The following is a 22,841-nucleotide window of genomic DNA, read 5'->3' on the forward strand; positions in this document are numbered from 1 at the left end:
CCATGGAAAATTTTTTAAACATTGAGTTTGTCTATATCTGTATGAAGTACTTTGTATTAGTAGGTATCTCAATTTCTACAATCGAATTACTGTATAATTGGAAAAACTTTAAAGACGATCGCTTGTATAGTTGGAAAGTGATTTCAACACGTGGATATTTTTCAGAGAAGAATACGCTACATAAGTTGGCCAATTTCTTATTAAAGTACCCTAATTTTATAGGGGTAATTATATTAAGACTAATTATTATTTTATTATTAGTCGTCCCTGGTATTTGGGGATTCTCCCAAGCACCACTTTTTCTTGCACTTGTTTTGACATCACTCATGATAAACTATCGTAGCCCTTTTGGACAAGATGGATCAGATCAAATGTCAACCATCGTGATTATTGTTCTCTTTCTGTATCATATTAATCCAGAGAATAGTATTGTTGCACAAGCAGGAATATGGTTTATCGCACTGCAATCATTACTTTCTTATTTTACGGCAGGATTTTTTAAAGCAAAAGGAGAAAAATGGACAACGCGTCCTAATGCTGTTTTTCTAATATTTAATACAGCAACTTATGGAAGTAAACCCATCGCTGGTTATTTACAAAATAGACAGATGGCCATCACCTTTTTAACTTGGTCTACTGTCGCTGTAGAAGCTGCGTTTCCTTTAGTACTAGTTACTGGATATCCTGGAATGATTGTGTTTCTAGGGTGGGGATTAACTTTTCACTTGATGAATGCTTTAGTTATGGGGCTTAATTCCTTTCTATGGGCATTCCTAGCTACCTATGGTGCCATTATTTATTGTTGCTTACAACTTTCTGGATATTGGATATTATAATCTATGGATGATCTTATTGCAGAACATATTATAACACACTCTAAAGACTGTTCTCTTTTACTTGTAAAGAATGGAGAAACTGTAATTAGTGTTAATAAGGATAGTAGGCGCCCTTTGGCAAGCATCTATAAGTTAATTATTTTACTTGCCTATTTGGATCAATGTAAAAAAGGAAAATTACATCCTAAGGATCAAGTACATTTTAGGCAATTAAAGCGATATTGGATTCATTGGGTTGATCCATCTTTTATGAAATGGTATCACTTTGTGAAAGACAAAAACAAGATTCGAAAGGATAGTGTAGCTCTTAGTGAAGTGGTAAAAGGAATGCTAGAACATAGCTGTAATGCACATACCGATTATTTACTTTCAATATTAGGTATGGATGTTATTAATGAACAATTTAATACCTATGCTATACGTGATCATGATCCAGTAATGCCCATAAGCACTTCTATTTTAGTTATTCTTAGAGATGCTTTACAGATGCAGCATACTCCTTTTTCTTTAGCAAAAGAAGCAGACCGTTGTTTCCAAATTATGATGGAGGGAAAGAAAATAGAAGGACTAGACCTTAATCTACTAAATGACTTTGACTACAAGATGCAATGCCGTTGGAGTGATGTACTACCTCATGCTACGGCAAGTAGTTATAGTAAGTTATTGATGAAAATACAACAGTTGCATAAAAGTAATAAAGAATTACAAGAAGTGATGGGTTGGTTTGAAAAGTTAAGAAGCTATAGAGGTCTTACAGGTGGCATGAAATTGGGATATACACCAAAAGTGTTTAATGTTGCCTTGTATGCTACAGATAAAGAAGGAAACAATTATCAACTAGTTTATTTTTTAAACAACCTTACCGTTGAGCAAAAACAAGCTATTGAGCTTACTTACAATGATTTCAATTTGAAAATGTTGAGAGATCCTCTTTTTATAAATCAATTAAAAAATCAAATGGCCCATGTCAATATATGCTGAAAAAATAGTGATGTTTGATGGAGATTGTTCTTTTTGTGATAGTACAGTCAATTTCTTATTTGATAAGAATACACAACGAACACTTTATTTTACTTCTCAACAGTCAGAATTAGGAATGGCATTATTAGAAAAAAATAACTTGCCTACTGATTTGAATACTATCTATTTTTATTCAAAAGGCAACGTGTATGAAAAATCAGATGCCTTCTTTTACATCGCAAAAGAATTAGATGGGCGTTGGAAATACGTTTCTCTTTTAAAGTATATTATTCCGCGATTATTTGCAGATTGGTGCTATGATCGTATTGCAAAGCGAAGGCACTTGCTACTAGGTAAAAAAGATAGTTGTAGATTAATGACAAAGGAAGAACAACAATACTTCTTGTTATAAAGTATTATTTTAAGATGAGTACGCTTTCGCGAAAGCATACTTAGCCTCCTCCAATTAGGAGTCATCAAATTTCCTTTACAAAATTTAAAAAGACCTTTTTGTGAAGTTCTAAATCCATAGTAGGAGAAAGCGCTACACGAGCAATATAATCTTTGTCACCTTCTTTTGTCGTTCCTTGAGTAGATGTTGCAGGAATTGTCCAGTAGCATCCTTTAAGCTGTCCATAACTCACGCAATACTTGCTTTCATTAGGGATTTCTGTAATCATTAAATTGATTAATTTATGATTTAGCGCTCTTTTGTACGATTCTTTTTCTTCATCAGTAGTTCCTTTGGTTGGAAGGTCTAATGAAAACACAGATGGTGTAAATCCTTTTTCTGCCAATTCTTCTGAAACAAAATTGATTTTAGCGGCTGGTAACGTATCATTGATAAAGGTTACAAATTCACGTGTATTGGTATATGCATCCTGAATTCTTTGTTTCATAGAAGGCATTTGTTTGGCTAAGATTTTATATTGAAGACCAGTAGCTTCATTATCACAAAGACTTAGGTGCATTTCTATAGTGTCCATCAATGCTTCCATTTTTTTATTTCCTACACAATAACCAGCAGTACACTGTCCACCACTTGGAAATTTAGATCCACTAGCAAATGAAATAGTTCTCACTGTTGAGAGTATTTCATCATCACCTAAAAAGTGTACGTTAGGACAAAATGTTTGATCTAAAATAAAAACAGGATCAATTGCAGTTTCTCCAGTTGCAGTTTTACGGACTGCGCTTAAAACATTTTTTAATTGTATAAGATCTGGAACTTCAACTCTAGGATTGGTTGGAATTTCTGCAATTATGTACGGAATAGCATCTTCATTGGCAATTTTTGTTAAGACGATATCAATACTCTGTACCATATCATTTCCGCCATCCACTGGTAAATCCACAACTTCAACATTATCTATACAAGCAGCAACGCGTCTTGCTTGGTCATTTGTACCACCATAACAATTAGGAGGAACAATAATTTTGATAGCTTTTCCTTTATGTTTTTCTAGCGCATCATGAATGAGTCCCATTAAAATTGCATATTGAATAGATAGTCCGCTAGAAGCAACTAATGCTTTTGTGTTTGTACCCGTAATGGTTGCAATTGAATCTAAGACACCTGTTTTGTTTGCCTCAAAATCATGTTGCTTTGCCTCAAAAGAAGTCTTATCTATTAAAAACTTTAAAGCAGCGTGACAATTGGCTGGGGTCATAGCAATAGTCTCTCTTCTTCGAACATGTTGAATTTCTGAAATATAAGATTCATTTTGTTCACCATGTACTACTAAAATACTTCCAAGTTGTGCATGGATATTGATAAAAAAATCAATGTTTGGAGTGAGGTTGAAATTACAAATGTCATCTTGCTGCGAGATGAAAATAGTGCTTCCATTAAACACAGGAACTTCTTCTGCATTCTCAACGTTCTTTAACTCAAATGTATATCCATACACTTCTCTTAATACTTTGGTGTCAAAAAAATCTGGTAATTCACCTGTATAAGCGATTTGAGTGTTTTTATTATCTAATAAATTCTTTCTTAGAACTGCCAGAACAGGAATCGTCTTTGATGAAAAACTGATTACACTTTCTGGATGTAGGTGATGCAAATGAGCAATTACCCATTCTAGGACACAAGATAAGGGATGACCTAATCGGATATAGTCAAAAGCTGTAGGTAATTCATTAAGTGCTGATGATTCAGAATTCCCATTATTAAATAAAATATCAAACTGTTCTAAGAATTGTGTTTTAGCCAATTTTTCATTGTAAATATCTAATCGGTGGGTTGTTAGATTTAACCAATCTGTTGGTATATTCTCTAACACATTCTTAATATAGTTTAGCATTTTAGTGTCTTCCATATGTTGAGTCTTGAGAGGGGCGGTTGTATACATTAATTAGATCTATTTTGAAAGTATTATAAGACGTTTTGTTACATGATACCTAACAGCTTATATATGAATAATTGCGGTTTTGTATGCGAGAATTTTGTACAAGAAAATTAAACGTGACAAAAAAACAATGACTTTTAATTAGGGACTAAAATAACAATTATTTTTACGTTGTTAGGTATATTTTTTTGTCATTCGGAGCAATAAATATAACTAACTTGCCCGCCAAGATATCCTTGTTCTGAAGTTGATAAATTTAGAAAGTAATCGGCTTTTAATTTCTGAGAAATCTTTTCAATTGTGCATTCACATAATTGCTTACTATTCTTTTTCTCAGATAGTGCATAATTACAGATATACAAAAATTGGTTTTTTTCATTTTCTGTCCAAGAAATATTGTTAGTGCTATTTATAAAATTATCCCAAAGCTTATATGCATTTGGTCTTCCTTTACTCGTTGCTACCATCTTACTAGATATGGTTGAATACTCCAAAAATGAAGGGCAAAGCGCATGAAGTTTTCTTAAGATACTTTCTCCTTTTTTAGGTTTATAGCTGTCAAGTTTAATTTTTATATTTTTAATGTAAACCCTTTGATTATAGGTGTAGGAGTTGTTTTTTGAATATTTCTTAGTGAATTCTTCGCATAATGTTAATGCCAATTCCTTATCGTTATCTATATTATTTTGCTGTGCAAAACTCAAATTTGCAAATAATAAAAAAAGAATTAAGATGTTTTTCATTTGAATGATGCCCGACGTTTTTATGTATAATTAATTATAGTAGTTGAGAACTAAACTAGTAAAAGAAAATGAACCATAGAAGAATCGATACTGTTTTCCACAATCTAAATTAAAAATAGAGATAAGCCTATAGGATTAGAGCATTATTCATTGATAATAAACCTACCTGTTTCTTTATTAAAACGCACATTTTCTGAAGGAAATAATGTGTTAAAAATGTTATCTTCTATTAATTTTTGAGGCGTGTCCATTCTAGCAATTCCCTCTTGTAAGACAATCATATAATCGCATAAAGGAAGTGCTAGTTCAATATCATGAGTGGAGAACAAAATGGTTTTTTGTTGTTCGTGTGTAATCTGAGTAAGGAGTTTAAGGACTGCTGCTTTGTGATGTAAATCTAGATGTGTCATGGGTTCATCTAAGATAATGACACTAGTATCTTGTGCGAGCGCACGTGCAATGAGTACACGTTGTAATTGTCCATCACTGAGTTCATAACATTTTTTGTTTTTTAGCGTATCTGTATCGGTTGCTTCAAGTGCTTTTGTAATGATTGTACTATCAGTTTCGGATAAAGAGCCAAGCCAGTTAGTATAGGGTTGTCTTCCTAAACTTACCAATTCTAATACCGTTAGATTTTTAGAAATAGATTGCCCAGTAAGCACTACACTGAGTTGTTGCGCGAGTTCTTGAGGCGGAGTACTTGAAAGATGGTTTCCGTTCAGAGTTATATTTCCCGAAAGGGGAGATTGTAAACCTGAAAGAGTCCGTAACAATGTAGATTTTCCAGAACCGTTAATTCCAATGAGTCCCACCAATTGTCCTTGTGGTAAGATGACACGAATTCCAGAGGCTATGATCGTATCTCCTTTTTTTGAAGAATACCCAATGCTGAGGTTGTCTACGCTTAGGATGTTATTACTGTGCTCTTTCAATAGATTGATTTTTAATATACAGGGTAAGATACATAATACTTGCCATTAGAATTGCAAAACAAATAGACTGATCAACCCACCATAATACTTCGCTAGGTTTACTCAGTATGATGATGATGCGTATAAAGAAAAAGAGCTGAAACAAAAGATTGAGATACCTCAGTCTTTTTCTATCTATGTGATTTTTTATAAAAATAATAAGGAGAACAATAAGAGCAATTATAACATATGGACGTATGTCAAACCAATGCATAGTATTAAAAAGGATGCATATGTAGATGGCAAATGATGTGATCCAACCGACTATTTCTAAAGCAAATTTCTTGGTATAACTCACTTCCATAATCGGAATGAAAAATAACAAAACATATTTAATAAACGTTTGATCTATATGTGTATTAAGAAAGTAATTGCCAAAAACAATACTCATGAAATCAGTGATAGCTAGTAGTGAAATAATACCAGCAACAACAGGGACATATATTTTTTTAGAAATCAAAACAATAATTTCTTTTTACGTACTAATAACCAGATCACAACAGGCGCTCCTACCAAGGCAGTAATGGCATTAATAGGTAGTGTGTACTCACTGAGTGGCACTTGAGCAATTGTATCACAAATAAGCATGAGGATGGCTCCTCCAAGCATCACAGCAGGAAATAAAATACGATGATTTGCGGTAGGGATAATTTGTCTAACCAAATGCGGTACTGCAAGTCCTATAAAAGCAATTGGACCTGCAAATGCAGTAATACTACCCGCGAGTAAACTCGTCGCCAGAATGATCCAAAGCCTGCTTCTCTTGTAATTGATTCCTAATGTCTTTGCATAATGATCTCCTAATAAAAACGCATTAAGCGCTTTGAGATTTGCAATCGCAATGAGAATACCTAATGTGAAGCATGCTAGAAGGATGTAAATACCTTCCCAAGAAACATCGCCTAAACTTCCAAATGACCAGAAGATATATTGTTGAAGTTCTTCTGCTTTACTAAAATATGAAAGCACACTTACAACAGCACCGGTAAGACTTCCTACCATAAGTCCTATAATAAGTAATGCCATAGTATCTCGTATTCTAGTAGAGACACCTATGACGATTAATAAGACTAAAAAACTTCCTGTACTAGATGCGAGAATAAGCCCCCATTTTCCTAAAGCTAGTACACTAGAAATTCCGATGACGGTTCCGCCTAGAATAAATAGGGCAACTCCAAGGCTTGCACCACTACTAATTCCTAATACAAATGGACCTGCTAATGGATTGCGAAATAACGTTTGCATTAAGAGCCCAGCAATGGCAAGACCACTACCAGCAATAACAGCCATAATGGATTTGGGTAAACGATAATCTTGTATGATAAATTCCCAAGATGTTTTTGATGCATCACCACCTATAAGACTGTTTATAACGTCTCCTAATGGAATCGCAGCCGAACCCAAACTGATATTGATAAAAAAACACAGGACAAGTGTACTTATCAGTATTATAAAAGGGATGATATAGGAACGATTAGTCTTCAAATGGTGTATAGAAATAAGGTGTATATTCAGGTACTAATTCAGGATGTAGATAGTACACAATGTCTTTTAATACGAGATCTGGTCGGTTAGGAGCGAGCTCATAATATAGAAGTCCTCCCGTTGCTCCTTTTTTGGAGGTAAAAGTGTATACTTTTTTATTTTTAAAAGCATCAAAACTAGCATATATAGCATTGGCTTCTTTCAATTTGCTATAACTCCCAAACTGTCCTGGAGCTATCCAGAATTGTGCATCTTGTCCTTTTTCTAGTACCGACTCTATATTTAAAGCGATACTTCCTGTGCCTTTGGTATCTGCCCATAAATAATGACCTCCTGCATCTTTAATGAGTTGAGCTGGCCAGCTTTCCCCATGTGGTAAATACCAAACATCTTTATACATAGCACCACTTAAAACAGTTGGTTTTTGAGTAACATTTTGAGCTAGTTTTTTGGTTTCTAAATATCCAGACTCGATGGTTTTAAAAATAGCATCTGCTTCTTTTGATTTATTATATAAAGCGCCAAAAAATTTAATCCACTCTGCTTTTCCTAAAGGGCTTTTTTCTACCCAATCTCCATTGTATAATACTGGAATCCCTGCACGCTCTAACGTATTAAGAGATTTGTTTTGTCCATCTATTCCAAAACCGATTACGGCATCTGGATTAAGGTCTATCGCTATTTCTGTATTAATAGATTCGTTTTGACCAAGCTCTTTGATGTCTCCATGGATTATACGTTTTCTTGTGCGCTCACTAGAGATATAATCTAGATTGGGAAACCCAGTAAGCGTTTGATCTACATCTAACATTTCTAAAGAAGGAATGTGCGTTGTAGAGGTTACCACAACAGATTGTAAGGGTACTTTTATGATTGCATCAATAGTTTTGTTTTCTAGTTCTTTTACCAGAGAGAGCATACCATCTCCTTTAGAATGATTTTGAGTTTCTTTTACAAGCGCATATCGATACGTGTCTTCTGCTTCAGGAAAAGCGCCAGAGACTTCTAACAAGGTGTAGTCTGGAAATTCTGTAAGTGTAAATCCTGTGGCATAGTCTACCGTAAATGTTTGCTCTGTGGGAGTCTCAACAATAACATCTTTGGTTTCTTTTTTACAAGAAAGGATGCAAAGGCAAATTGCTAACATCAAAAAAAGAGATAGACTGTATTTTTTCATGTTTCAAAAGTAATATTTTAAACCTGATCATATAATAAAGAGAAGAGATAAGTATATAAAAACGTATGTAATATTTTGAAACCTATGTTGATATACGCTTTCGCGAAAGCGTAATACATCATTTTTTAATTTCTAACTTTCCGCAACACACTGTTTAGGAAGGAAGAAAAGAATATCTTTGTGTCCAATTTGCATATTATAATACGTATGAACATCTAAATATGCATATTCATACGTACTTATATAAACAAAAGACAAAGTATAAGATCCTAATATACTTTTGGCTAAGTATCTGCGTTTTATCAATTTCTGTTGAAGTGATAAAATAAAGGTATTGCTTTTACGTCTACCTGCTGGTAGGTAGGAAAGCGGCATTAATTTTAATAAAAACTACAAATTAAACTATGAAATTATTTAAATTTTTACTGATAGCTATTACGGGTATAGTATTTCTGTATTCCTGTAGTAATGATGATGATGGAGTTCTTGTTATAGACCCAGATCCAGATCCAGAAGAAATGCCCCTTCCTTTTGAGAATGGACTTTTAGTGACCAACCAAGGACCTGTTGCTACAGGATTTGGTAGTGTTTCTTTTATAAATGCAGGATTAACGACTGCAACAAATGATATTTTTCAAAGTGTAACAAATGATAATCTAGGAAACTCAGTACAATCTATGGAGTTTGTAGGTGATCTGGCATATATTGTTGCAAATGGAAGTAATCGTATTACTGTTGTAAATCGCTTTACTTTTGAAGAAGTGGCTCGTATTGAGACAGGATTAGAAAACCCAAGATATTTTATTGAAGCAAACGGAAAAGGATATGTGTCTAATTGGGGAGACCCTTCAGTTTCTACCGATGATTATATAGCTGTTATTGATCTTGCAACAAATGCAGTAACAGGAACAATTCCTGTAGAAGAAGGACCAGATAGAATGTTGTTTAATCGTTTTAATATTTATGTGATAAATACAGGAGGTGTAAACATTAATAACACAGTCTCGGTGATTGATCCAGAAGTAGACCTTGTTTTATCTACTATTAATGTAGGAGAGGCACCTAACTCGTTACAACTAGATGGAGATGGAGATTTATGGGTATTAGGAGGAGGAAGTCCAGTATCTACAGGAAATGAAACAATGGGTACATTAACACGTATTAATCCTGCAAATAATCAAGTGATCAATATCTTTATATTTGGAATGCAAGACCATCCTGATTATTTAAATATTGTAGGGAATGATTTGTATTATTACTTAGATGGCAGTGTTTTTAAAACAAATACCTCTAATTTTTCTATTCCTGCTACAGCAGAGCTTTCTGGATTAGATCTCTTTAATATGTTCTTATTAAATAACACTACATTGATAGGATGCAATGCTGGAAATTCTGTAAATAATGGAACATTAGAAATATATAATTTACAAGATAATACACTTACAACAATGCTTAATGTGGGGATTATCCCAGGGAATGTATATGTGAATCCATAGAAGGAAAAATCTTACTAATGCTAAAAATGCGAATATGTTTCTTACATATTCGCATTTTTTGTTTTGTACTCCTGATGATCATTTGTTTATGGTTGCTGTATTTAGAGGGGAATACATATGTTTTTGTTTAAAATATTGTAAGATAGATTGTTGATTGCTGTTTTCTTGCTATTGAAGCTAAGCAATTGCGTACCTGTTTTTAATTTTTAATAAAATCAGGTAGTTATCCGCTTTATATAATTAGGTATTTATACTGTAGTGAGATTCGGTAAAGTGCTAGATATTTGCGATGTAAGAATATGGAAATGAAAAATATAACATGATGCATCTGTTATATATGCCTTTCAAAACCTATTTTGAATTACTAAAACAATTAACCTTTAAATCTTTAAAAAATGGCAGCAGACAAAATTACATTCACCGTAAAATCAGAAGGATTACCAGGAGTAGAAAAAGTACTAATCGGAAATATGACAGACCCTACAGGTATTGAATTTTGGGCAAAAGTAAATGCTAATCCTTGGGTTTGGGGAAATGATGGACATAACGCAAATTCATTTGGACTTGTGATGAACTATTATGACTCTAATGCAAATCAAGAGCGTACAGCTTTTCATGTACTGGATGTAAGTCCTCAAGATATGGAAGGAGATGTTACTGTAGAGGTAACGCTTAAGCCTTGTACTATTGCTCCAGGAAATGCAATTCAAGCAATTGCTTCTATTGATGGGCAAAAAGGAATTGCGGTAAATAAAGTACCAGGAGAAGCTTCTTGTGATATTGCATAAGAATTACTTTCTACATACTATATAAGAAAACCCCAAGATATGATCTTGGGGTTTTTGTTTTCTGTTTTTTACTCTAGCCTTCCGGCAGGCAGGTTCGCAAAAATAGTTCACGACTACTTATATGTTTATCCTTTCAATCTATAGTTTCCTTTTTTAAACTCAATTTCAAAAGTTCCCTTTTTCCAACCATTATTTAAAGCATATAAGATAGATGTACTCACAAATTTTGGGGTCACTGTTCTGGGTTCAAAATCAGGAGGTCTCTGCGCAGCGTTGTTTGCATAGTCCCAAACATCATACCAACCAAAATCTACTATTAATAAACTATTGTTTGCTTCATTTGGAATCACAAAAACCTTCTTATTAAATTTCCAGAAGAAGATATCTTCATTTACAACAATACTCCTTAATCCTTTTTTTGATATTGCCATTTTGAAAATGATAATTCAATGATGTTATTGATTATGTTTTGTATTTGCTTTCCTGCCTACCGGCAGGCAGGCGCGAAAGCGGGAACCGTCTATTCATTCATCATACGTTGGTATAATATATCGTTTTGATCACTCTCAAATAAGGATGGAGTCTCACGTGTTTCTACATCAATAGTTGGTCTTCTTCCTAATAAGATCTCATCGATAACAGCGTCTAGTAAAGGCTCTCCTTGAACCCCTAGTTGTCCAAGATTTGCAAAGTTTTCTGCAATCTGGATATCAGGAGTAAACCCATCAAAGTAATCTGTAAGTCCATTGGCATTTACAGATCGTAATACCAGTGGTAACATGACATAACGATGATTAGGATTGATATTATCTGTTCTTCTAAAATCTGGAGAGTCATATAATAAGAAGGACCCTTCAAATTTTCCAGACGTTGTTGTTCCTACTTGGACTACTTCTATATATGGATCAAGACCGCTTAGAATAAGTTCGCTGGCAGATGCAGTATTTCCTGTGGTAATTACATATACTTTATTTAAGTTAAGACTATTAATAGATGCTCCTCCATTTCCGCTTCCAATATTGGAATTAAACAAACGATCAAATTCATTATCAGGATTACGATCTTCATTATAGGTTTGCTTAATAAATAATTGCCCATCAAACTGTCCCGTAACCATCGTACTAAGATCATTTGCAGTTTCTATAGAACCACCTCCGTTGTAGCGCAGATCTAAAATTAAATGTGTCACTCCATCTGCTTGAAATTGAGCAAATGCATTATTGAGTTGCTCATCAAATTCATTTGTAAAACCAGTATAATGTAAATACCCTATTTGTTCTCCATCTACAGTAAGGGTTCTTGCAGTATGTACAGGATTAATTGATAATTCAATTTGTGCCAGTGTGATATCTGTTCCATTTAGTGTAAATATCTCGGTGGTAGTATCATAATCGGCTAGATTAATGGTAAATGCATCTTGTCCAAAAATGGCACTTAAATCAGAATCACTTGTAAGTTGTACTCCATCTATTCCTGTAAAAATCATCCCACGCTGTACTCCTGCATCTTGTGCTGGACTATTATTAATAACAAAGCGTACAAGACCAAAAACATTTCCATTACCTGAAGGATCATTAAATAATGAAAAACGCATTCCTGTAGAACGACGTATCCCACTTAATGCATTTTCTAATTCTATATAATCATCTCTAAGAATACTAAATCGATCATTAGGAGATAGTAATGCTTCAAAGGCATCTTCTGGAGTTTCAAATTGAGATAAAAACTCATCTCGTTCTGCATCACTTTCAAAACGATCATTTGCTAGATCTGGCACATCGGCTTTATACAGTGACCAGAAATTAAGGCCTCTATAAATAAATTGTGAAATTTCTAAGTTGGATGCTGGGCGTATCGTATCATCCAGATCATCAGAACAGGTGATCATAGAGAGGGATACACAAACGGTGAGTACTAAAATTTGTATCTTTTTCATAAGCATAGGATTTATTATAGATTGTTATACGTCATAGCATATATAACAGACTATTGTGTTATCAATTATTGAACCATGTAAACATAGCATTTATTTTTTCTTTTTAAATTTTATAATAGACTCGTTAAGAGGGTTGTATAAATGTAGTTCAGATGTGTTAAGCATTACAACTTTTAAAAACTCAGACTTTTCTTGACTATCTACCTGTATAGTTTTCCCATCATTTTCTATTTTCCAAGTTCCTATTAATTCAATTCCAAATGGAGCTCGATTAATAAAAGTACGGTCTTTTTTAAATGTATAATTGACTATCTCATCAGTATCATGTTTGAGAATTAGTGGGTTTTCTTTACCGTCTTTTATCTGCCCATTATAAATCCAAGTACTTTCTAAAGTTTCTGGATTTATGATAATTCCTTCAATTTTGTCTAAAGTATTTGTCTGCTTTTCAATTATAACTTTCTCATTTGTTTTTAATAACTGAAGTTCTATATTATCCTGTGTATATATAATTTGGGTATCGCTAATTTTTTTAATCCCAACTTCTAATCTGTATCCTTTGGAAGCAGTTAATTCATACTTATCCCCATCTATTAAACGCCAAGTACCGCTTTCTGATTTACCCATTATAAATTGAGAGTAATTTGTTGCATCAAAAGAGAATGACATATCCTTAAAAAGATCTTTTGCCATTTCTAAACCCAAGTCATCAATGTCAATATTTTCAGGAATTTTTTCAAATTTCCACTTTCCTAATAGAAAGTCACTTTGTCCCAATGAAGTGAAACTAATAAAGAATAAACATAGTAATAAGTTGATTTTCATTAAATAATGGTTTACTGTAATTGATATTTATTTAGTTATATAATATGTATTTTTCTCTTGTTCTTTTAAAGGCGTCTATATCTGCATACCATCCTTTTTTAATTTCTTTAAAAGTGTATCCTCTTTCTATTTGTTCTTGTAATTTTTTAGTCCCTGCATGAAGGGTAAAGCTTGCAGTTTTAAAGAATTTTTCTTTGTTTGCATGGGCTGTATATGCTTCGATGAGCCATTCTAAACTCACTCTAGCCATATACTCCTGATCTCTTAAATCCATCCCATGACATACAACCCCTTTTTCTTTAGGGTACTTTGCTCCAAAATTAGGCTGAGGCGTATATTCAAAAGGAAAATAAGTAGCATCCAGATGGGGTGATCCAAATATTTGAAACTGCATCTCGGTACCTCGACCTGCATTTATGGTAGTCCCTTCAAAAAATCCAAGACTAGGATAAAGGTTGATACTTTTGTCATTAGGTAAATTAGGAGAAGGACGTGTAGGCAGCGAATATCGAGAGGTATAACTCCAATTTTGTAAGGTAATGACCGTGATATCACACTGGATACCATCAGTAAGCCATCGCTCTCCGTTTACCATTCTAGCATACTCTCCGATGGTCATTCCATAAACCAATGGGATAGGATGCATTCCTAAAAAACTACTGTGCTCTGACTCTAAGGTAGGACCATCTATATAATGCGCATTAGGATTAGGACGGTCTAAGACAATCACAGGAATTCCATTTTCTGCGGCAGCTTCCATCACATATGTCAATGTAGAGATATAAGTATAAAAACGAACACCTACATCTTGTATGTCAAAAAGTAAAACATCAATCCCTTCTAACTGCTCTTGTGTTGGCTTCTTGCTTTTGCCATGTAAAGAAACAATGGAGAGTCCAGTTTTAGGATCTTTTCCATCTTTTACTTTTTCACCTGCATCTGCATCTCCCCTAAACCCATGTTCTGGAGAGTATACTCGTTTTATATCTATATGAAGGCTTAACAAAGAATCTACAATATGGGTACTTTCTTCTTTGCGATGTGTTTCGGTTTTAAAGATAAGACCACTTTGATTGGTAACGATTCCTACTTTTTTGCCTTGTAATAAAGGCACGTATTCAGACGTTCTATTGGCACCTACAATAATAGATGCATTTTTCTTCCTATCGTCGGATTTGTGTTGTGTTGAGTCCGCTTTCGCGAAAGCGTAATTTTCACCATCTCCCTTCGTATTGGGACTTGTATTCCCATTTCCACACGAAATAAGTATAAAGAGCGTTAAAAAAAAGGTATTTTTGAGCAAAAGAATCTGCATTTTGAATCTAGAATATTTTATAGCAAAACGATTAAATGGGGCAACATCGTATAAAAGTAGTGCTTCTGCTACGATTATAAAAATTGCAATCATTGCTATTGCTATTGGGATGATCGCTATGATCATTGCTATTGCAACTGGATTAGGCTTACAATATAAAATAAGAGAAAAGGTTTCTGCTTTTAATGGAGATATTTTAATTTCAAATTTTGATGGGAATAATAGTGAGGAAACAGTAAATCCTATATCAATTCATCAAGATTTTTATCCTGATTTTGAGAGTGTTCCAGAAGTAACACATATACAAGCCGTAGCAGCTAGGGCTGGTATTATACGTACAGCAACAGATTTTGAAGGGGTTATTGTAAAAGGCGTTGGAGCCGACTATGACTGGAGTCGGATAGATGATTACTTGGTGGAAGGTCGTTTTCCAGAGTTTTCTAACGATGGGATTACGACAGATATGCTTATGAGTCGCTATCTGGCAAATAGACTAGGGTTTTCTCTAGGTGATAAAGTGATTGTCTTTTTTATAGATGATAATTCTAATAGACCGAGGCAATTACGACTTGATATTGTAGGAATTTATGAAAGTGCCTACCAAGAATTTGATAAGGTATATTTAATGGCAGATATTGGCCATATACGTAGGATTAATAAGTGGGAAAAAGATGAAGTAGGATCTTTTGAGATTTTTGTAGATGACTTTGATGAGGTACAAGAAATCAATAATAGAGTGTATAAGAACTCAAATTCTATGTTGCGATCCATGACCGTTATAGAACGTAATCGAAATATTTTTGAATGGGTAAAACTCTTTGATTTTAATATCGCATTGATCATATCTATTATGATTATTGTAGGAGGAATTAATATGATTGTAGCGTTACTAGTTCTTATTCTGGAGCGTACTCGCATGATAGGAATCTTGAAGGCTTTAGGAAGTTCTGATTGGAGTATTCGGAAAATCTTTATTTACAATGCCATGTATCTTATTGGGATGGGGCTCTTCTGGGGGAACTTAATAGGACTTGGATTAATTTATGCACAAAAGTACTTTGGGATTATTAAACTCAATCCAGAAACGTATTATGTAAGTGAGGCGCCGGTTTATATGCCAATAGGATACCTTCTTATCCTCAATCTTGGTGTCTTTATACTCTGTCTCTTGATGTTATTGATCCCTTCATATATCATTACAAAGATTAATCCTGTGAAGACGATTCGATTTGAGTAACAACTTAGGTTAGATTATTCTCAATAAGCTCTTGACCAAATTTTTCGATTTGACTTATAATTGGCAATACACTTTTGCCAGAAGCTGTTAATGAATACTCTACTCTTGGAGGAATCTCGGGATACGCTTTTCTATGTAACACTCCATATGACGTAAGAACTTTAAGTTCTTGGATAAGCATTTTTTCACTTATCGCAGGAATTAATCGTTTCAATTCCCCAAATCTTCGTTTTTCATGCCCAATTTCATGAACGATCTGAAGTCTCCATTTACCTCCTATAATCTTAAGTGCTTCTTTTACAGGGCATAATTCAGGACACGATTCTATATTTTTTTTAATTTCTTTCATATTTAAAATATTGATAATCAGTAATACATACTTTTTTGTAAGTACCTTACTTTTAAGTAGGTACTTGTCATATATGGAGTACTGTTGTAATTTTGTCAAAGATATTGAAATAATCGAATTACCATAAAGTGTATAGGAAGTTCTTACATAAGAAAAATGGAGTATACACACACTAAAAAAGAATCGCATGAGAATTTTCGTTACCGGAGCTACCGGTTTTCAAGGAGCAACTATTGCTCAACAATTATTAACAGAACATCATGAAGTCGTTACTTTAAAGCGCAATACTTCAGAAGGTATGCCACTTATACCAGGTATAAAAGTTGTTCCTGGTGGATTAGAAGATAAAGAATCATTGGCAACAGCATTACAAGGCACAGATGCTGCCGTATTCATGCTTCCTTTGATTTTTGATATGGATCTTGCAAAGAGATATACAGCAAATTTTATAGAAGCTGCAAAGGCGCAACATGTACCGCTTGTTGTTTTTAATACAACTTTTTATTTACCTACTGAAGAAACAGGATTACTTGCATTAGATATGAAAGTAACGATGAAGCATATGCTAGATACTTCTGGACTGAATGTCATTACAGTGGTACCCGATGTATATATAGATAATCTTGTAGCGCCTTGGTCTATTCCTGTTATTATAAATGACCACGTATTACCATACCCTGTGGCGTCAGGCAAAAAAATACCATGGATTAGCCATGTAGATTTAGGAAAGTATGTTGCTGCGGCAATTCAAAAGCCAGAACTAGCAGGAGAAGTACTATACATAGGAGGGAACTTATATTCAGGAGAGGAAATAGCTGAAACTATTGGAACAAAGATAGATGCCCATATTCATTTTATAGGAGTAGCGCCCAATGACTTTGAGCAACAATTAATCCCAGGTTTTGGAGCACTAGCAGCAAGAGAGATTTCAAACTTATATCGTTATGTGGAGCAAAACCATGAAAGCTTTATTGGTAAAGATTTTGCAAAATCAAATGAATTACTTTCTGTAACCCCACAAACACTAACAGAATGGGTAGATTCTGTACGATGGAGTTTATAATGTTTTAAAATAAGTACGCTTTCGCGAAAGCATACTCAGTATCAAAAAAATAATAGAATATATAGAAGATGAATGAACAATTAAATAACGAAATACGTACTGCCTTAGACCAGTGGTTGCAGGCATTTAATGATAATGACTTAGAGGCATTGATGTCATTATATGATCCAGAAATAAATTATATGAATAGCAATATGCCTATTCAAGTAGGAATTCCTGTTGTAAAAGAAGGATTTGCAGGAAGTTTTGCCATACAACCCAAAGTGATTTTTAAAGAAGAGCAGGTTATTGCCACTGAGCACTTAGGGTATATCGCAGGGCAATTTAGAGTAACTGGGACAGATCCAGAAGATGGCTCTGAAATAGGGGAAGCAGGACGCGTGATTTGTGTGTTTAGAAAAGATACAAAAGGCAATTGGAAAGTAGTTTTTGATATGGATAATCGTCCGCCAGATGTGACAATATAATAGTTAAAAAAGAATATGAAAAGAAAAGCAATGCGTCCTCGAGACATCGCTACCGAAATAAGCAGGTGTATTCAAGATGGAGATTTGGAAAATATTTTAGATTTTTTCCATCCAGAGTATACAATGGCTTTCCCTCCTACAGAAGCTCCAAAACGAGGAATGGAAACATTAAGAGAAGTATTTGGGGTGTTTATAACATCTAAGGCTGTTCTTACTAGTCAAATCTCTGGAGAGATGATCAATGGAGATATAGGTGTCTTACAAGGTAATTGGCATGTAAAAGACCCTAGTGGAACTATCCTTGGAGAAGGTAATTCTATCGAAGTGGTAAAGCAACGGGAAGATGGCTCTTGGGTCTATTTTATAGATTGCCCATTAGGACTTCCGTTGGACTAAAAATATATAACATTTATAGAAAAATACGACATCTCAAAAAGAATATGATTTTAAAAAGAATACCCAAAATGCGCTATATCTCTGGCGCATTTTTTCTCTATTAATGCCTTACTCTTTTCTGTGTAATAGTCTCTATAATCCTTAGGTGTTGTCTCGTTTACCTGTGGTATTTCTTCTATTGTTATGTCAAGCTTCTTAGCAATCTTTTTTACTTCTTCGTTATAGTTCTCATATCGATAGATGGTCACTTGATCAAGATCGTGTGATACATTTGTAAAATAATCTAGCTGATTATAATAAAAGGAATCATCTCCTTGGAGTGCCATATCTGACTCCAAAAATTCCTCAAATTGTTTTCTGTCTGTTTCTAAGTCTACAGGTGGATTCCATTTGTTTCGTAATGAGTACCAAGACAACAGTCTATCCCATGGATTTCTCACAAAACCAAATTTAAAATAGTCTGGAAAATTAGCAAAAATAGCAGCGTCTTCTGTTTGTGCATTCCCGTGTTGTGCAACGATATCTACTTGCTCTGGCGGTAACGCTCTTTTAAGCATATTAATCATACTTGAACCCCCTGTTCTGTGTACGTGTATAAAAATGGTTTTGATGAGGTAGGATATGATCATATGGAGTTTTGATATCTGTTGTTCTCAATGATACGAACTTTAAAATGCTTTAAGAAATGAATTCCCTTATTTGATTTCTTCCTATATCATTTTTAAATGGTAATGTCTTGTCGTTACGTTTTTTTCATTTATAGGGTAACAAAGTACGATAGTTTCCTCTTAGTAGTAGTTAAACCAAAGAAGGCGGTATCCGAAAAGCCTATTGTGAATAGAGTAGGAGTTCATTAAATAATTTATAATATGCTTAAAAAGATTTCAAACTTAGGAACTGCACTTAATGCTGCTGAACAAAAAAGGATTCAAGGTGGATATGTAATTTATGATGATGATGACATTACAATTGAAATCGATGGAAACTGGGGTAGACCAGGAGAAGGGGTTGCTTGTTATTGTGATGGGGTGCCAATTGATTGCAGCATGGCAAATGGTTGTTAATCTATTGGTAAGAGCAAAAAGAGCATCTTGCTCTTTTTGCTCTTTTATGAATACGTTATGTATATTTTTTTATAATCGCTAAGAAATCTGGATCATTTAGATAAGCTTTCCAGTCATTATCTTCAAGAACAAAAGTTGTCGTGATTTTGCTTTTTTGAAGACTTAGATCTAAATATAATAATGCTTCTTCTTTTTTATTTTGTAAAGCACAAACACAAGCGAGATTATATGGGGAGCTTCCTAAATCAAAACCTCTTTTACATTTTTCATAGGCTTCTTTAAAAAGGATACCCTTTTCTTTTCCTGTTTTTGTTGAAGCAAGCATAATGAGTGCATTTCCCCAACTATAAAAAGCTTGATGATAATCTGGTTTTATATCAATAGCTTTTTGATATTTTTCAAAAGCTTGGTTGAATATTTTTTCTTTTTCTGTTCCTTGTTTAGTACTAGCAAGATTTCCTAAATGAGTTCCCCAATTATAAAAGGTTTGATGATAATCAGATTTTATTTCTGTTGCTTTTTGATATTTTTCAAAAGCTTGGTTGTATATTTTTTCTTTTTCTGTTCCTTGTTTAGTACTAGCAAGATTTCCTAAATCAGTTCCCCAGTTATAAAAAGCTTGATGATAATCAGATTTTATTTCTGTTGTTTTTTGATATTTTTCAAAAGCTTGGTTGTATATTTTTTCTTTTTCTGTTCCTTGTTTTGTTATAGCAAGATTTCCTAAATCAGTTCCCCAATTATAAAAAGCTTCGTGTTTATCCGGTTTTATATCAATGGCTTTTTGATATTTTTCAAAAGCTTGGTTGTATATTTTTTCTTTTTCTGTTCCTTGTTTTGTTATAGCAAGATTTCCTAAATGATTTCCCCAATTATTAAAAGCTTCGTGTTTATCTGGTTTTATTTCAACGACTTTTTGATATTTTTCAAAAACTTGGTTGTATATTTTTTCTTTTTCCGTTCCTTGTTTTGTTATAGCAAGAATTCCTAAATCAATTCCCCAATTATAAAAAGCTTGATGATAATCAGGTTTTATTTCCGTTGCTTTTTGATATTTTTCAAATGTTTGTTGAAATAGTGTTTCAGCTTCTTGTCCTTGTTTTGTTATGGCAAGAGTTCCTAAATGATTCCCCCAATTATAAAAAGTTTCGTGTTTATCCGGTTTTATATCAATGGCTTTTTGATATTTTTCAAAAGCTTGGTTGTATATTTTTTCTTTTTCTGTTCCTTGTTTTGTTATAGCAAGATTTCCTAAATCAGTTCCCCAATTATTAAAAGCTTCGTGTAAATCAGGTTTTATATCAATGGCTTTTTGATATTTTTCAAAAGCTTGTTGAAATAATGTTTCAGCTTCTTGTCCTTGTTTTGTTTTTGCAAGAATTCCTAAATAATTTCCCCAATTATTAAAAGCTTCATGGAAGTCAGATTTTATATCAATGGCTTTTTGATATTTTTCAAAAGTTTGTTTGTATATTTTTTCTTTTTCTGTTCCTTGTTTTGTTTCGGCAAGATCTCCTAAATGATTTCCCCAATTATAAAAAGTTTCGTGTTTATCAGGTTTTATATCAATAGCTTTTTGGTATTTTTCAAAAGCTTGTTTGTATATTTTTTCAGCTTCTAGTCCTTGTTTTGTATTGGCAAGATTTCCTAAAGCATTTCCCCAATTATTATATACATCATGAAAATCAGATTTGAATTTGATACTTTTCTTGTATCTTTTTATTGCTTTTTCTAAATCATTTGATAAATGAAATTTCAATCCTTTAGAAAAATGTTTTAAAGCCTCTTTTTCTAATATCTTGTCTTTATTATATGATTTATTTATTTCATTTTTAAGCTCTTTTATTTGTTTGTTAGATTCAAAAAGTTGTTTCTTAAGTTTAAGAAACTCTTCAGATTCTTGAGGTTTATATTGTTCCTTTATGTCTAATAATTTATTTATAAAACCTGAAATTTCTGTATGCTCTTTTATAGGAATAGGTGTTAAAAAATCTAATGAACTATCTAATGATTTATTAGTTACAATAAAATGTTTTTTGCCATAGTCATGTTGAATTCGTTTAATTTTTTTAAAAATGTTATTGATTTGAAAATCTCCCATTCCTGTCCCAATAAAAAGAACGGAGTTATTATTAATAATATTTTTTAAAACGAATAATGCATATTTTTCGTCTTGTGCTTTTTTTGAGGAGTTGTAAAACTTTTTATAATCTACAGGAAATAGAATCATATTGTCTGGGTGATCAAGACATCCGTGAAGTTTAAAAAGTAATTCTGAATCAGAGTTTTTGTGTTTATTTAATTTATAATTTTTCCCCTTATATGCTTTATTTCTCTGTAATGTTGGAACAGCTTTTTCAAAAGCATAGTCATAATTTGTAGTAATTATTTTTTTGGAAAGATTAGCTATTTTTTCGTGTAATGAATAATCGTTTTTGGTGTCATCTAGTTCTAAAAAATCAATTATGATATCATAAATAATATCTCTAGAAAAATCTTTATGTTTTTGAATGAGACGTAATACTTCTATTGGTTCATAAGTATCCAATAATGGTAAGAGGGATTCTATATTACGTCCTTTTTTTTGTAATTGAGTTATAATTTCTTCCACCAAATTTCCCCAACCTTTTATAGCTTGCCCTTTAGTATTTACTAAATCGTATGAAAGTCCTGCACCTACAAAAACTATTAATTTGTTATCACTTATGGCTTGCTTTAATTCAATGGGTATTTCTATGTTATTCATTCTTCATCCTGCTTTTGAAATAATACATATTTAAAAATAACTTAATTTTTACTTAAAAGGTTGTCAATGAGCTTGTTTTAGATAAAAGTGTTCTTTATCCAGATCATGAACACAGCTATATATTGATCGTTGTCCAAGCTAAAACACTTTCTCAAAACTTCCCTACGGAAAACCGTAATCTGTCCCTTTCATAAAAACAGAATATCCCCTATATTGTGCTGTAAAAAACGAGGTACTTTGGATATAGAGAAAAAACAGATCATTTCAGATATGATCGCATTGGCAAAGGCAGATAATGAATTACATGAACGTGAGTATGATTTTATACTCGCCGTTGCAGGACGCTTAGGATTGTCTAAAGAAGATGTAGATCATATCCATGCCAATCCTTCAAAAGTAAATGTGCTTACGACAGAGATGCAACGTATCACACAGTTCCATAGATTACTTTTATTAATGAACGTAGATCAAGAAACTCATATAGCAGAGATGGATGCACTACGTAATTATGGTCTAAAGCTAGGGATTCGCCCAGAAGCAATTGAGCAAATCTTAAACGAAATGGAAGCGCACGAAAACAACATGATTCCATCGACGCGTCTTATAGAAATCTTTAAGCGTTTTTATAACTAG

24 protein-coding genes are annotated in these 22,841 nt (G+C 33.3%); 11 read left to right on the plus strand and 13 right to left on the minus strand.

What is annotated here, in order from left to right; genetic code table 11:
• Positions 1 to 2: 2 nt before the first annotated feature.
• From ABJD27_RS10300 to ABJD27_RS10310, 3 genes are read left to right on the plus strand one after another with little or no spacing between them, the layout of a single operon-like run.
• Positions 3 to 836 (plus strand): hypothetical protein, encoded by an 834-nt coding sequence (locus tag ABJD27_RS10300; protein WP_348162624.1) that lies wholly within the window; start codon positions 3 to 5, stop codon positions 834 to 836.
• A 3-nt stretch (positions 837 to 839) separates the two neighbouring features.
• Positions 840 to 1,817, plus strand: coding sequence for a serine hydrolase (locus ABJD27_RS10305; RefSeq protein ID WP_348162622.1), 978 nt, complete (start codon positions 840 to 842; stop codon positions 1,815 to 1,817).
• Positions 1,801 to 2,208, plus strand: a complete 408-nt coding sequence (locus ABJD27_RS10310) for a DCC1-like thiol-disulfide oxidoreductase family protein (RefSeq protein ID WP_348162620.1) — start codon at positions 1,801 to 1,803, stop codon at positions 2,206 to 2,208. The genes ABJD27_RS10305 and ABJD27_RS10310 overlap by 17 nt, the downstream gene beginning before the upstream one ends.
• A 64-nt stretch (positions 2,209 to 2,272) precedes the next feature.
• Here the strand turns inward: ABJD27_RS10310 and ABJD27_RS10315 are convergent, their stop codons facing one another.
• From ABJD27_RS10315 to ABJD27_RS10340, 6 genes are all read right to left on the minus strand, one after another.
• On the minus strand, positions 2,273 to 4,117 hold the full coding sequence (locus tag ABJD27_RS10315) for a cystathionine beta-synthase (protein ID WP_348162618.1): 1,845 nt from the start codon (positions 4,115 to 4,117) through the stop codon (positions 2,273 to 2,275).
• Positions 4,118 to 4,338: 221 nt separating this feature from the next.
• The gene (locus ABJD27_RS10320; RefSeq protein ID WP_348162617.1) at positions 4,339 to 4,890 is read right to left on the minus strand and encodes a hypothetical protein; all 552 of its coding nucleotides are present in this window, start codon (positions 4,888 to 4,890) and stop codon (positions 4,339 to 4,341) included.
• A 143-nt stretch (positions 4,891 to 5,033) separates the two neighbouring features.
• Positions 5,034 to 5,825: an ABC transporter ATP-binding protein gene (locus ABJD27_RS10325; protein ID WP_348162615.1), complete on the minus strand. Its 792-nt coding sequence runs from the start codon at positions 5,823 to 5,825 to the stop codon at positions 5,034 to 5,036.
• Positions 5,809 to 6,324, minus strand: coding sequence for a hypothetical protein (locus ABJD27_RS10330; protein WP_348162613.1), 516 nt, complete (start codon positions 6,322 to 6,324; stop codon positions 5,809 to 5,811). Before ABJD27_RS10330 ends, ABJD27_RS10325 begins: the two co-directional genes overlap by 17 nt.
• Positions 6,321 to 7,349: an iron ABC transporter permease gene (locus ABJD27_RS10335; RefSeq protein WP_348162611.1), complete on the minus strand. Its 1,029-nt coding sequence runs from the start codon at positions 7,347 to 7,349 to the stop codon at positions 6,321 to 6,323. The genes ABJD27_RS10330 and ABJD27_RS10335 overlap by 4 nt, the downstream gene beginning before the upstream one ends.
• Entirely contained in the window at positions 7,339 to 8,496 is a 1,158-nt protein-coding gene (locus tag ABJD27_RS10340) for an ABC transporter substrate-binding protein (RefSeq protein WP_348162609.1), read from the minus strand. The genes ABJD27_RS10335 and ABJD27_RS10340 overlap by 11 nt, the downstream gene beginning before the upstream one ends.
• Before the next feature lie 434 nt (positions 8,497 to 8,930).
• Between ABJD27_RS10340 and ABJD27_RS10345 the strand changes: the two genes are divergently transcribed.
• Complete coding sequence (locus ABJD27_RS10345; protein WP_348162607.1) at positions 8,931 to 10,022, plus strand: DUF5074 domain-containing protein; 1,092 nt, start codon at positions 8,931 to 8,933, stop codon at positions 10,020 to 10,022.
• Between the two features lie 395 nt (positions 10,023 to 10,417).
• Positions 10,418 to 10,810: a hypothetical protein gene (locus ABJD27_RS10350; protein WP_348162605.1), complete on the plus strand. Its 393-nt coding sequence runs from the start codon at positions 10,418 to 10,420 to the stop codon at positions 10,808 to 10,810.
• A gap of 125 nt (positions 10,811 to 10,935) precedes the next feature.
• Here ABJD27_RS10350 and ABJD27_RS10355 read toward each other — a convergent pair whose 3' ends face one another.
• The 4 genes from ABJD27_RS10355 to ABJD27_RS10370 form a co-directional block, all read right to left on the minus strand.
• Entirely contained in the window at positions 10,936 to 11,241 is a 306-nt protein-coding gene (locus ABJD27_RS10355) for a hypothetical protein (protein ID WP_348162604.1), read from the minus strand.
• Between the two features lie 89 nt (positions 11,242 to 11,330).
• Positions 11,331 to 12,746, minus strand: a complete 1,416-nt coding sequence (locus ABJD27_RS10360; RefSeq protein WP_348162602.1) for a S41 family peptidase — start codon at positions 12,744 to 12,746, stop codon at positions 11,331 to 11,333.
• Between the two features lie 90 nt (positions 12,747 to 12,836).
• Positions 12,837 to 13,571, minus strand: a complete 735-nt coding sequence (locus ABJD27_RS10365) for a hypothetical protein (RefSeq protein WP_348162600.1) — start codon at positions 13,569 to 13,571, stop codon at positions 12,837 to 12,839.
• 31 nt (positions 13,572 to 13,602) lie between these two features.
• Entirely contained in the window at positions 13,603 to 14,886 is a 1,284-nt protein-coding gene (locus ABJD27_RS10370) for a DUF1343 domain-containing protein (RefSeq protein WP_348162598.1), read from the minus strand.
• 1 nt (position 14,887) lies between these two features.
• Between ABJD27_RS10370 and ABJD27_RS10375 the strand changes: the two genes are divergently transcribed.
• The gene (locus ABJD27_RS10375; protein WP_348163431.1) at positions 14,888 to 16,123 is read left to right on the plus strand and encodes an FtsX-like permease family protein; all 1,236 of its coding nucleotides are present in this window, start codon (positions 14,888 to 14,890) and stop codon (positions 16,121 to 16,123) included.
• 4 nt (positions 16,124 to 16,127) lie between these two features.
• On the opposite strand, the gene ABJD27_RS10380 is transcribed toward ABJD27_RS10375, so the two are convergent.
• Positions 16,128 to 16,472 carry a helix-turn-helix domain-containing protein gene (locus tag ABJD27_RS10380; RefSeq protein ID WP_348162596.1) on the minus strand — a complete coding sequence of 115 codons (345 nt, stop codon included), beginning with the start codon at positions 16,470 to 16,472 and terminating at the stop codon, positions 16,128 to 16,130.
• Positions 16,473 to 16,659: 187 nt separating this feature from the next.
• On the opposite strand from ABJD27_RS10380, the gene ABJD27_RS10385 reads away from it, so the two are divergent.
• The 3 genes from ABJD27_RS10385 to ABJD27_RS10395 all read left to right on the plus strand — a co-directional run bounded on the left by ABJD27_RS10385 (position 16,660) and on the right by ABJD27_RS10395 (position 18,398).
• On the plus strand, positions 16,660 to 17,535 hold the full coding sequence (locus ABJD27_RS10385; protein ID WP_348162594.1) for an NmrA family NAD(P)-binding protein: 876 nt from the start codon (positions 16,660 to 16,662) through the stop codon (positions 17,533 to 17,535).
• A 68-nt stretch (positions 17,536 to 17,603) separates the two neighbouring features.
• A complete protein-coding gene (locus ABJD27_RS10390) occupies positions 17,604 to 18,002 on the plus strand; it encodes a DUF4440 domain-containing protein (protein ID WP_348162593.1) in 399 nt (132 codons plus the stop codon).
• 15 nt (positions 18,003 to 18,017) lie between these two features.
• A complete protein-coding gene (locus tag ABJD27_RS10395; protein ID WP_348162591.1) occupies positions 18,018 to 18,398 on the plus strand; it encodes a nuclear transport factor 2 family protein in 381 nt (126 codons plus the stop codon).
• A 50-nt stretch (positions 18,399 to 18,448) separates the two neighbouring features.
• On the opposite strand, the gene ABJD27_RS10400 is transcribed toward ABJD27_RS10395, so the two are convergent.
• Entirely contained in the window at positions 18,449 to 19,027 is a 579-nt protein-coding gene (locus ABJD27_RS10400; protein WP_348162589.1) for a sulfotransferase family 2 domain-containing protein, read from the minus strand.
• Positions 19,028 to 19,267: 240 nt separating this feature from the next.
• Between ABJD27_RS10400 and ABJD27_RS10405 the strand changes: the two genes are divergently transcribed.
• A complete protein-coding gene (locus ABJD27_RS10405; protein WP_348162587.1) occupies positions 19,268 to 19,462 on the plus strand; it encodes a hypothetical protein in 195 nt (64 codons plus the stop codon).
• A 55-nt stretch (positions 19,463 to 19,517) separates the two neighbouring features.
• Here ABJD27_RS10405 and ABJD27_RS10410 read toward each other — a convergent pair whose 3' ends face one another.
• Positions 19,518 to 22,208: an SIR2 family protein gene (locus ABJD27_RS10410; protein WP_348202034.1), complete on the minus strand. Its 2,691-nt coding sequence runs from the start codon at positions 22,206 to 22,208 to the stop codon at positions 19,518 to 19,520.
• Between the two features lie 237 nt (positions 22,209 to 22,445).
• Between ABJD27_RS10410 and ABJD27_RS10415 the strand changes: the two genes are divergently transcribed.
• Complete coding sequence (locus tag ABJD27_RS10415; RefSeq protein ID WP_348162583.1) at positions 22,446 to 22,841, plus strand: TerB family tellurite resistance protein; 396 nt, start codon at positions 22,446 to 22,448, stop codon at positions 22,839 to 22,841.

Source organism: Dokdonia sp., assembly GCF_039945015.1.
Classification (GTDB): domain Bacteria; phylum Bacteroidota; class Bacteroidia; order Flavobacteriales; family Flavobacteriaceae; genus Dokdonia.

Coding starts and splice junctions, on each gene's coding strand:
- ABJD27_RS10300 (WP_348162624.1), top strand. CDS start 3: ATGGAAAATTTTTTAAACATTGAGTTTGTCTATATCTGTATGAAGTAC.
- ABJD27_RS10305 (WP_348162622.1), top strand. CDS start 840: ATGGATGATCTTATTGCAGAACATATTATAACACACTCTAAAGACTGT.
- ABJD27_RS10310 (WP_348162620.1), top strand. CDS start 1,801: ATGTCAATATATGCTGAAAAAATAGTGATGTTTGATGGAGATTGTTCT.
- ABJD27_RS10315 (WP_348162618.1), bottom strand. CDS start 4,117: ATGGAAGACACTAAAATGCTAAACTATATTAAGAATGTGTTAGAGAAT.
- ABJD27_RS10320 (WP_348162617.1), bottom strand. CDS start 4,890: ATGAAAAACATCTTAATTCTTTTTTTATTATTTGCAAATTTGAGTTTT.
- ABJD27_RS10340 (WP_348162609.1), bottom strand. CDS start 8,496: ATGTTAGCAATTTGCCTTTGCATCCTTTCTTGTAAAAAAGAAACCAAA.
- ABJD27_RS10345 (WP_348162607.1), top strand. CDS start 8,931: ATGAAATTATTTAAATTTTTACTGATAGCTATTACGGGTATAGTATTT.
- ABJD27_RS10350 (WP_348162605.1), top strand. CDS start 10,418: ATGGCAGCAGACAAAATTACATTCACCGTAAAATCAGAAGGATTACCA.
- ABJD27_RS10355 (WP_348162604.1), bottom strand. CDS start 11,241: ATGGCAATATCAAAAAAAGGATTAAGGAGTATTGTTGTAAATGAAGAT.
- ABJD27_RS10360 (WP_348162602.1), bottom strand. CDS start 12,746: ATGAAAAAGATACAAATTTTAGTACTCACCGTTTGTGTATCCCTCTCT.
- ABJD27_RS10365 (WP_348162600.1), bottom strand. CDS start 13,571: ATGAAAATCAACTTATTACTATGTTTATTCTTTATTAGTTTCACTTCA.
- ABJD27_RS10370 (WP_348162598.1), bottom strand. CDS start 14,886: ATGCAGATTCTTTTGCTCAAAAATACCTTTTTTTTAACGCTCTTTATA.
- ABJD27_RS10380 (WP_348162596.1), bottom strand. CDS start 16,472: ATGAAAGAAATTAAAAAAAATATAGAATCGTGTCCTGAATTATGCCCT.
- ABJD27_RS10385 (WP_348162594.1), top strand. CDS start 16,660: ATGAGAATTTTCGTTACCGGAGCTACCGGTTTTCAAGGAGCAACTATT.
- ABJD27_RS10390 (WP_348162593.1), top strand. CDS start 17,604: ATGAATGAACAATTAAATAACGAAATACGTACTGCCTTAGACCAGTGG.
- ABJD27_RS10395 (WP_348162591.1), top strand. CDS start 18,018: ATGAAAAGAAAAGCAATGCGTCCTCGAGACATCGCTACCGAAATAAGC.
- ABJD27_RS10400 (WP_348162589.1), bottom strand. CDS start 19,027: ATGATCATATCCTACCTCATCAAAACCATTTTTATACACGTACACAGA.
- ABJD27_RS10405 (WP_348162587.1), top strand. CDS start 19,268: ATGCTTAAAAAGATTTCAAACTTAGGAACTGCACTTAATGCTGCTGAA.
- ABJD27_RS10410 (WP_348202034.1), bottom strand. CDS start 22,208: ATGAATAACATAGAAATACCCATTGAATTAAAGCAAGCCATAAGTGAT.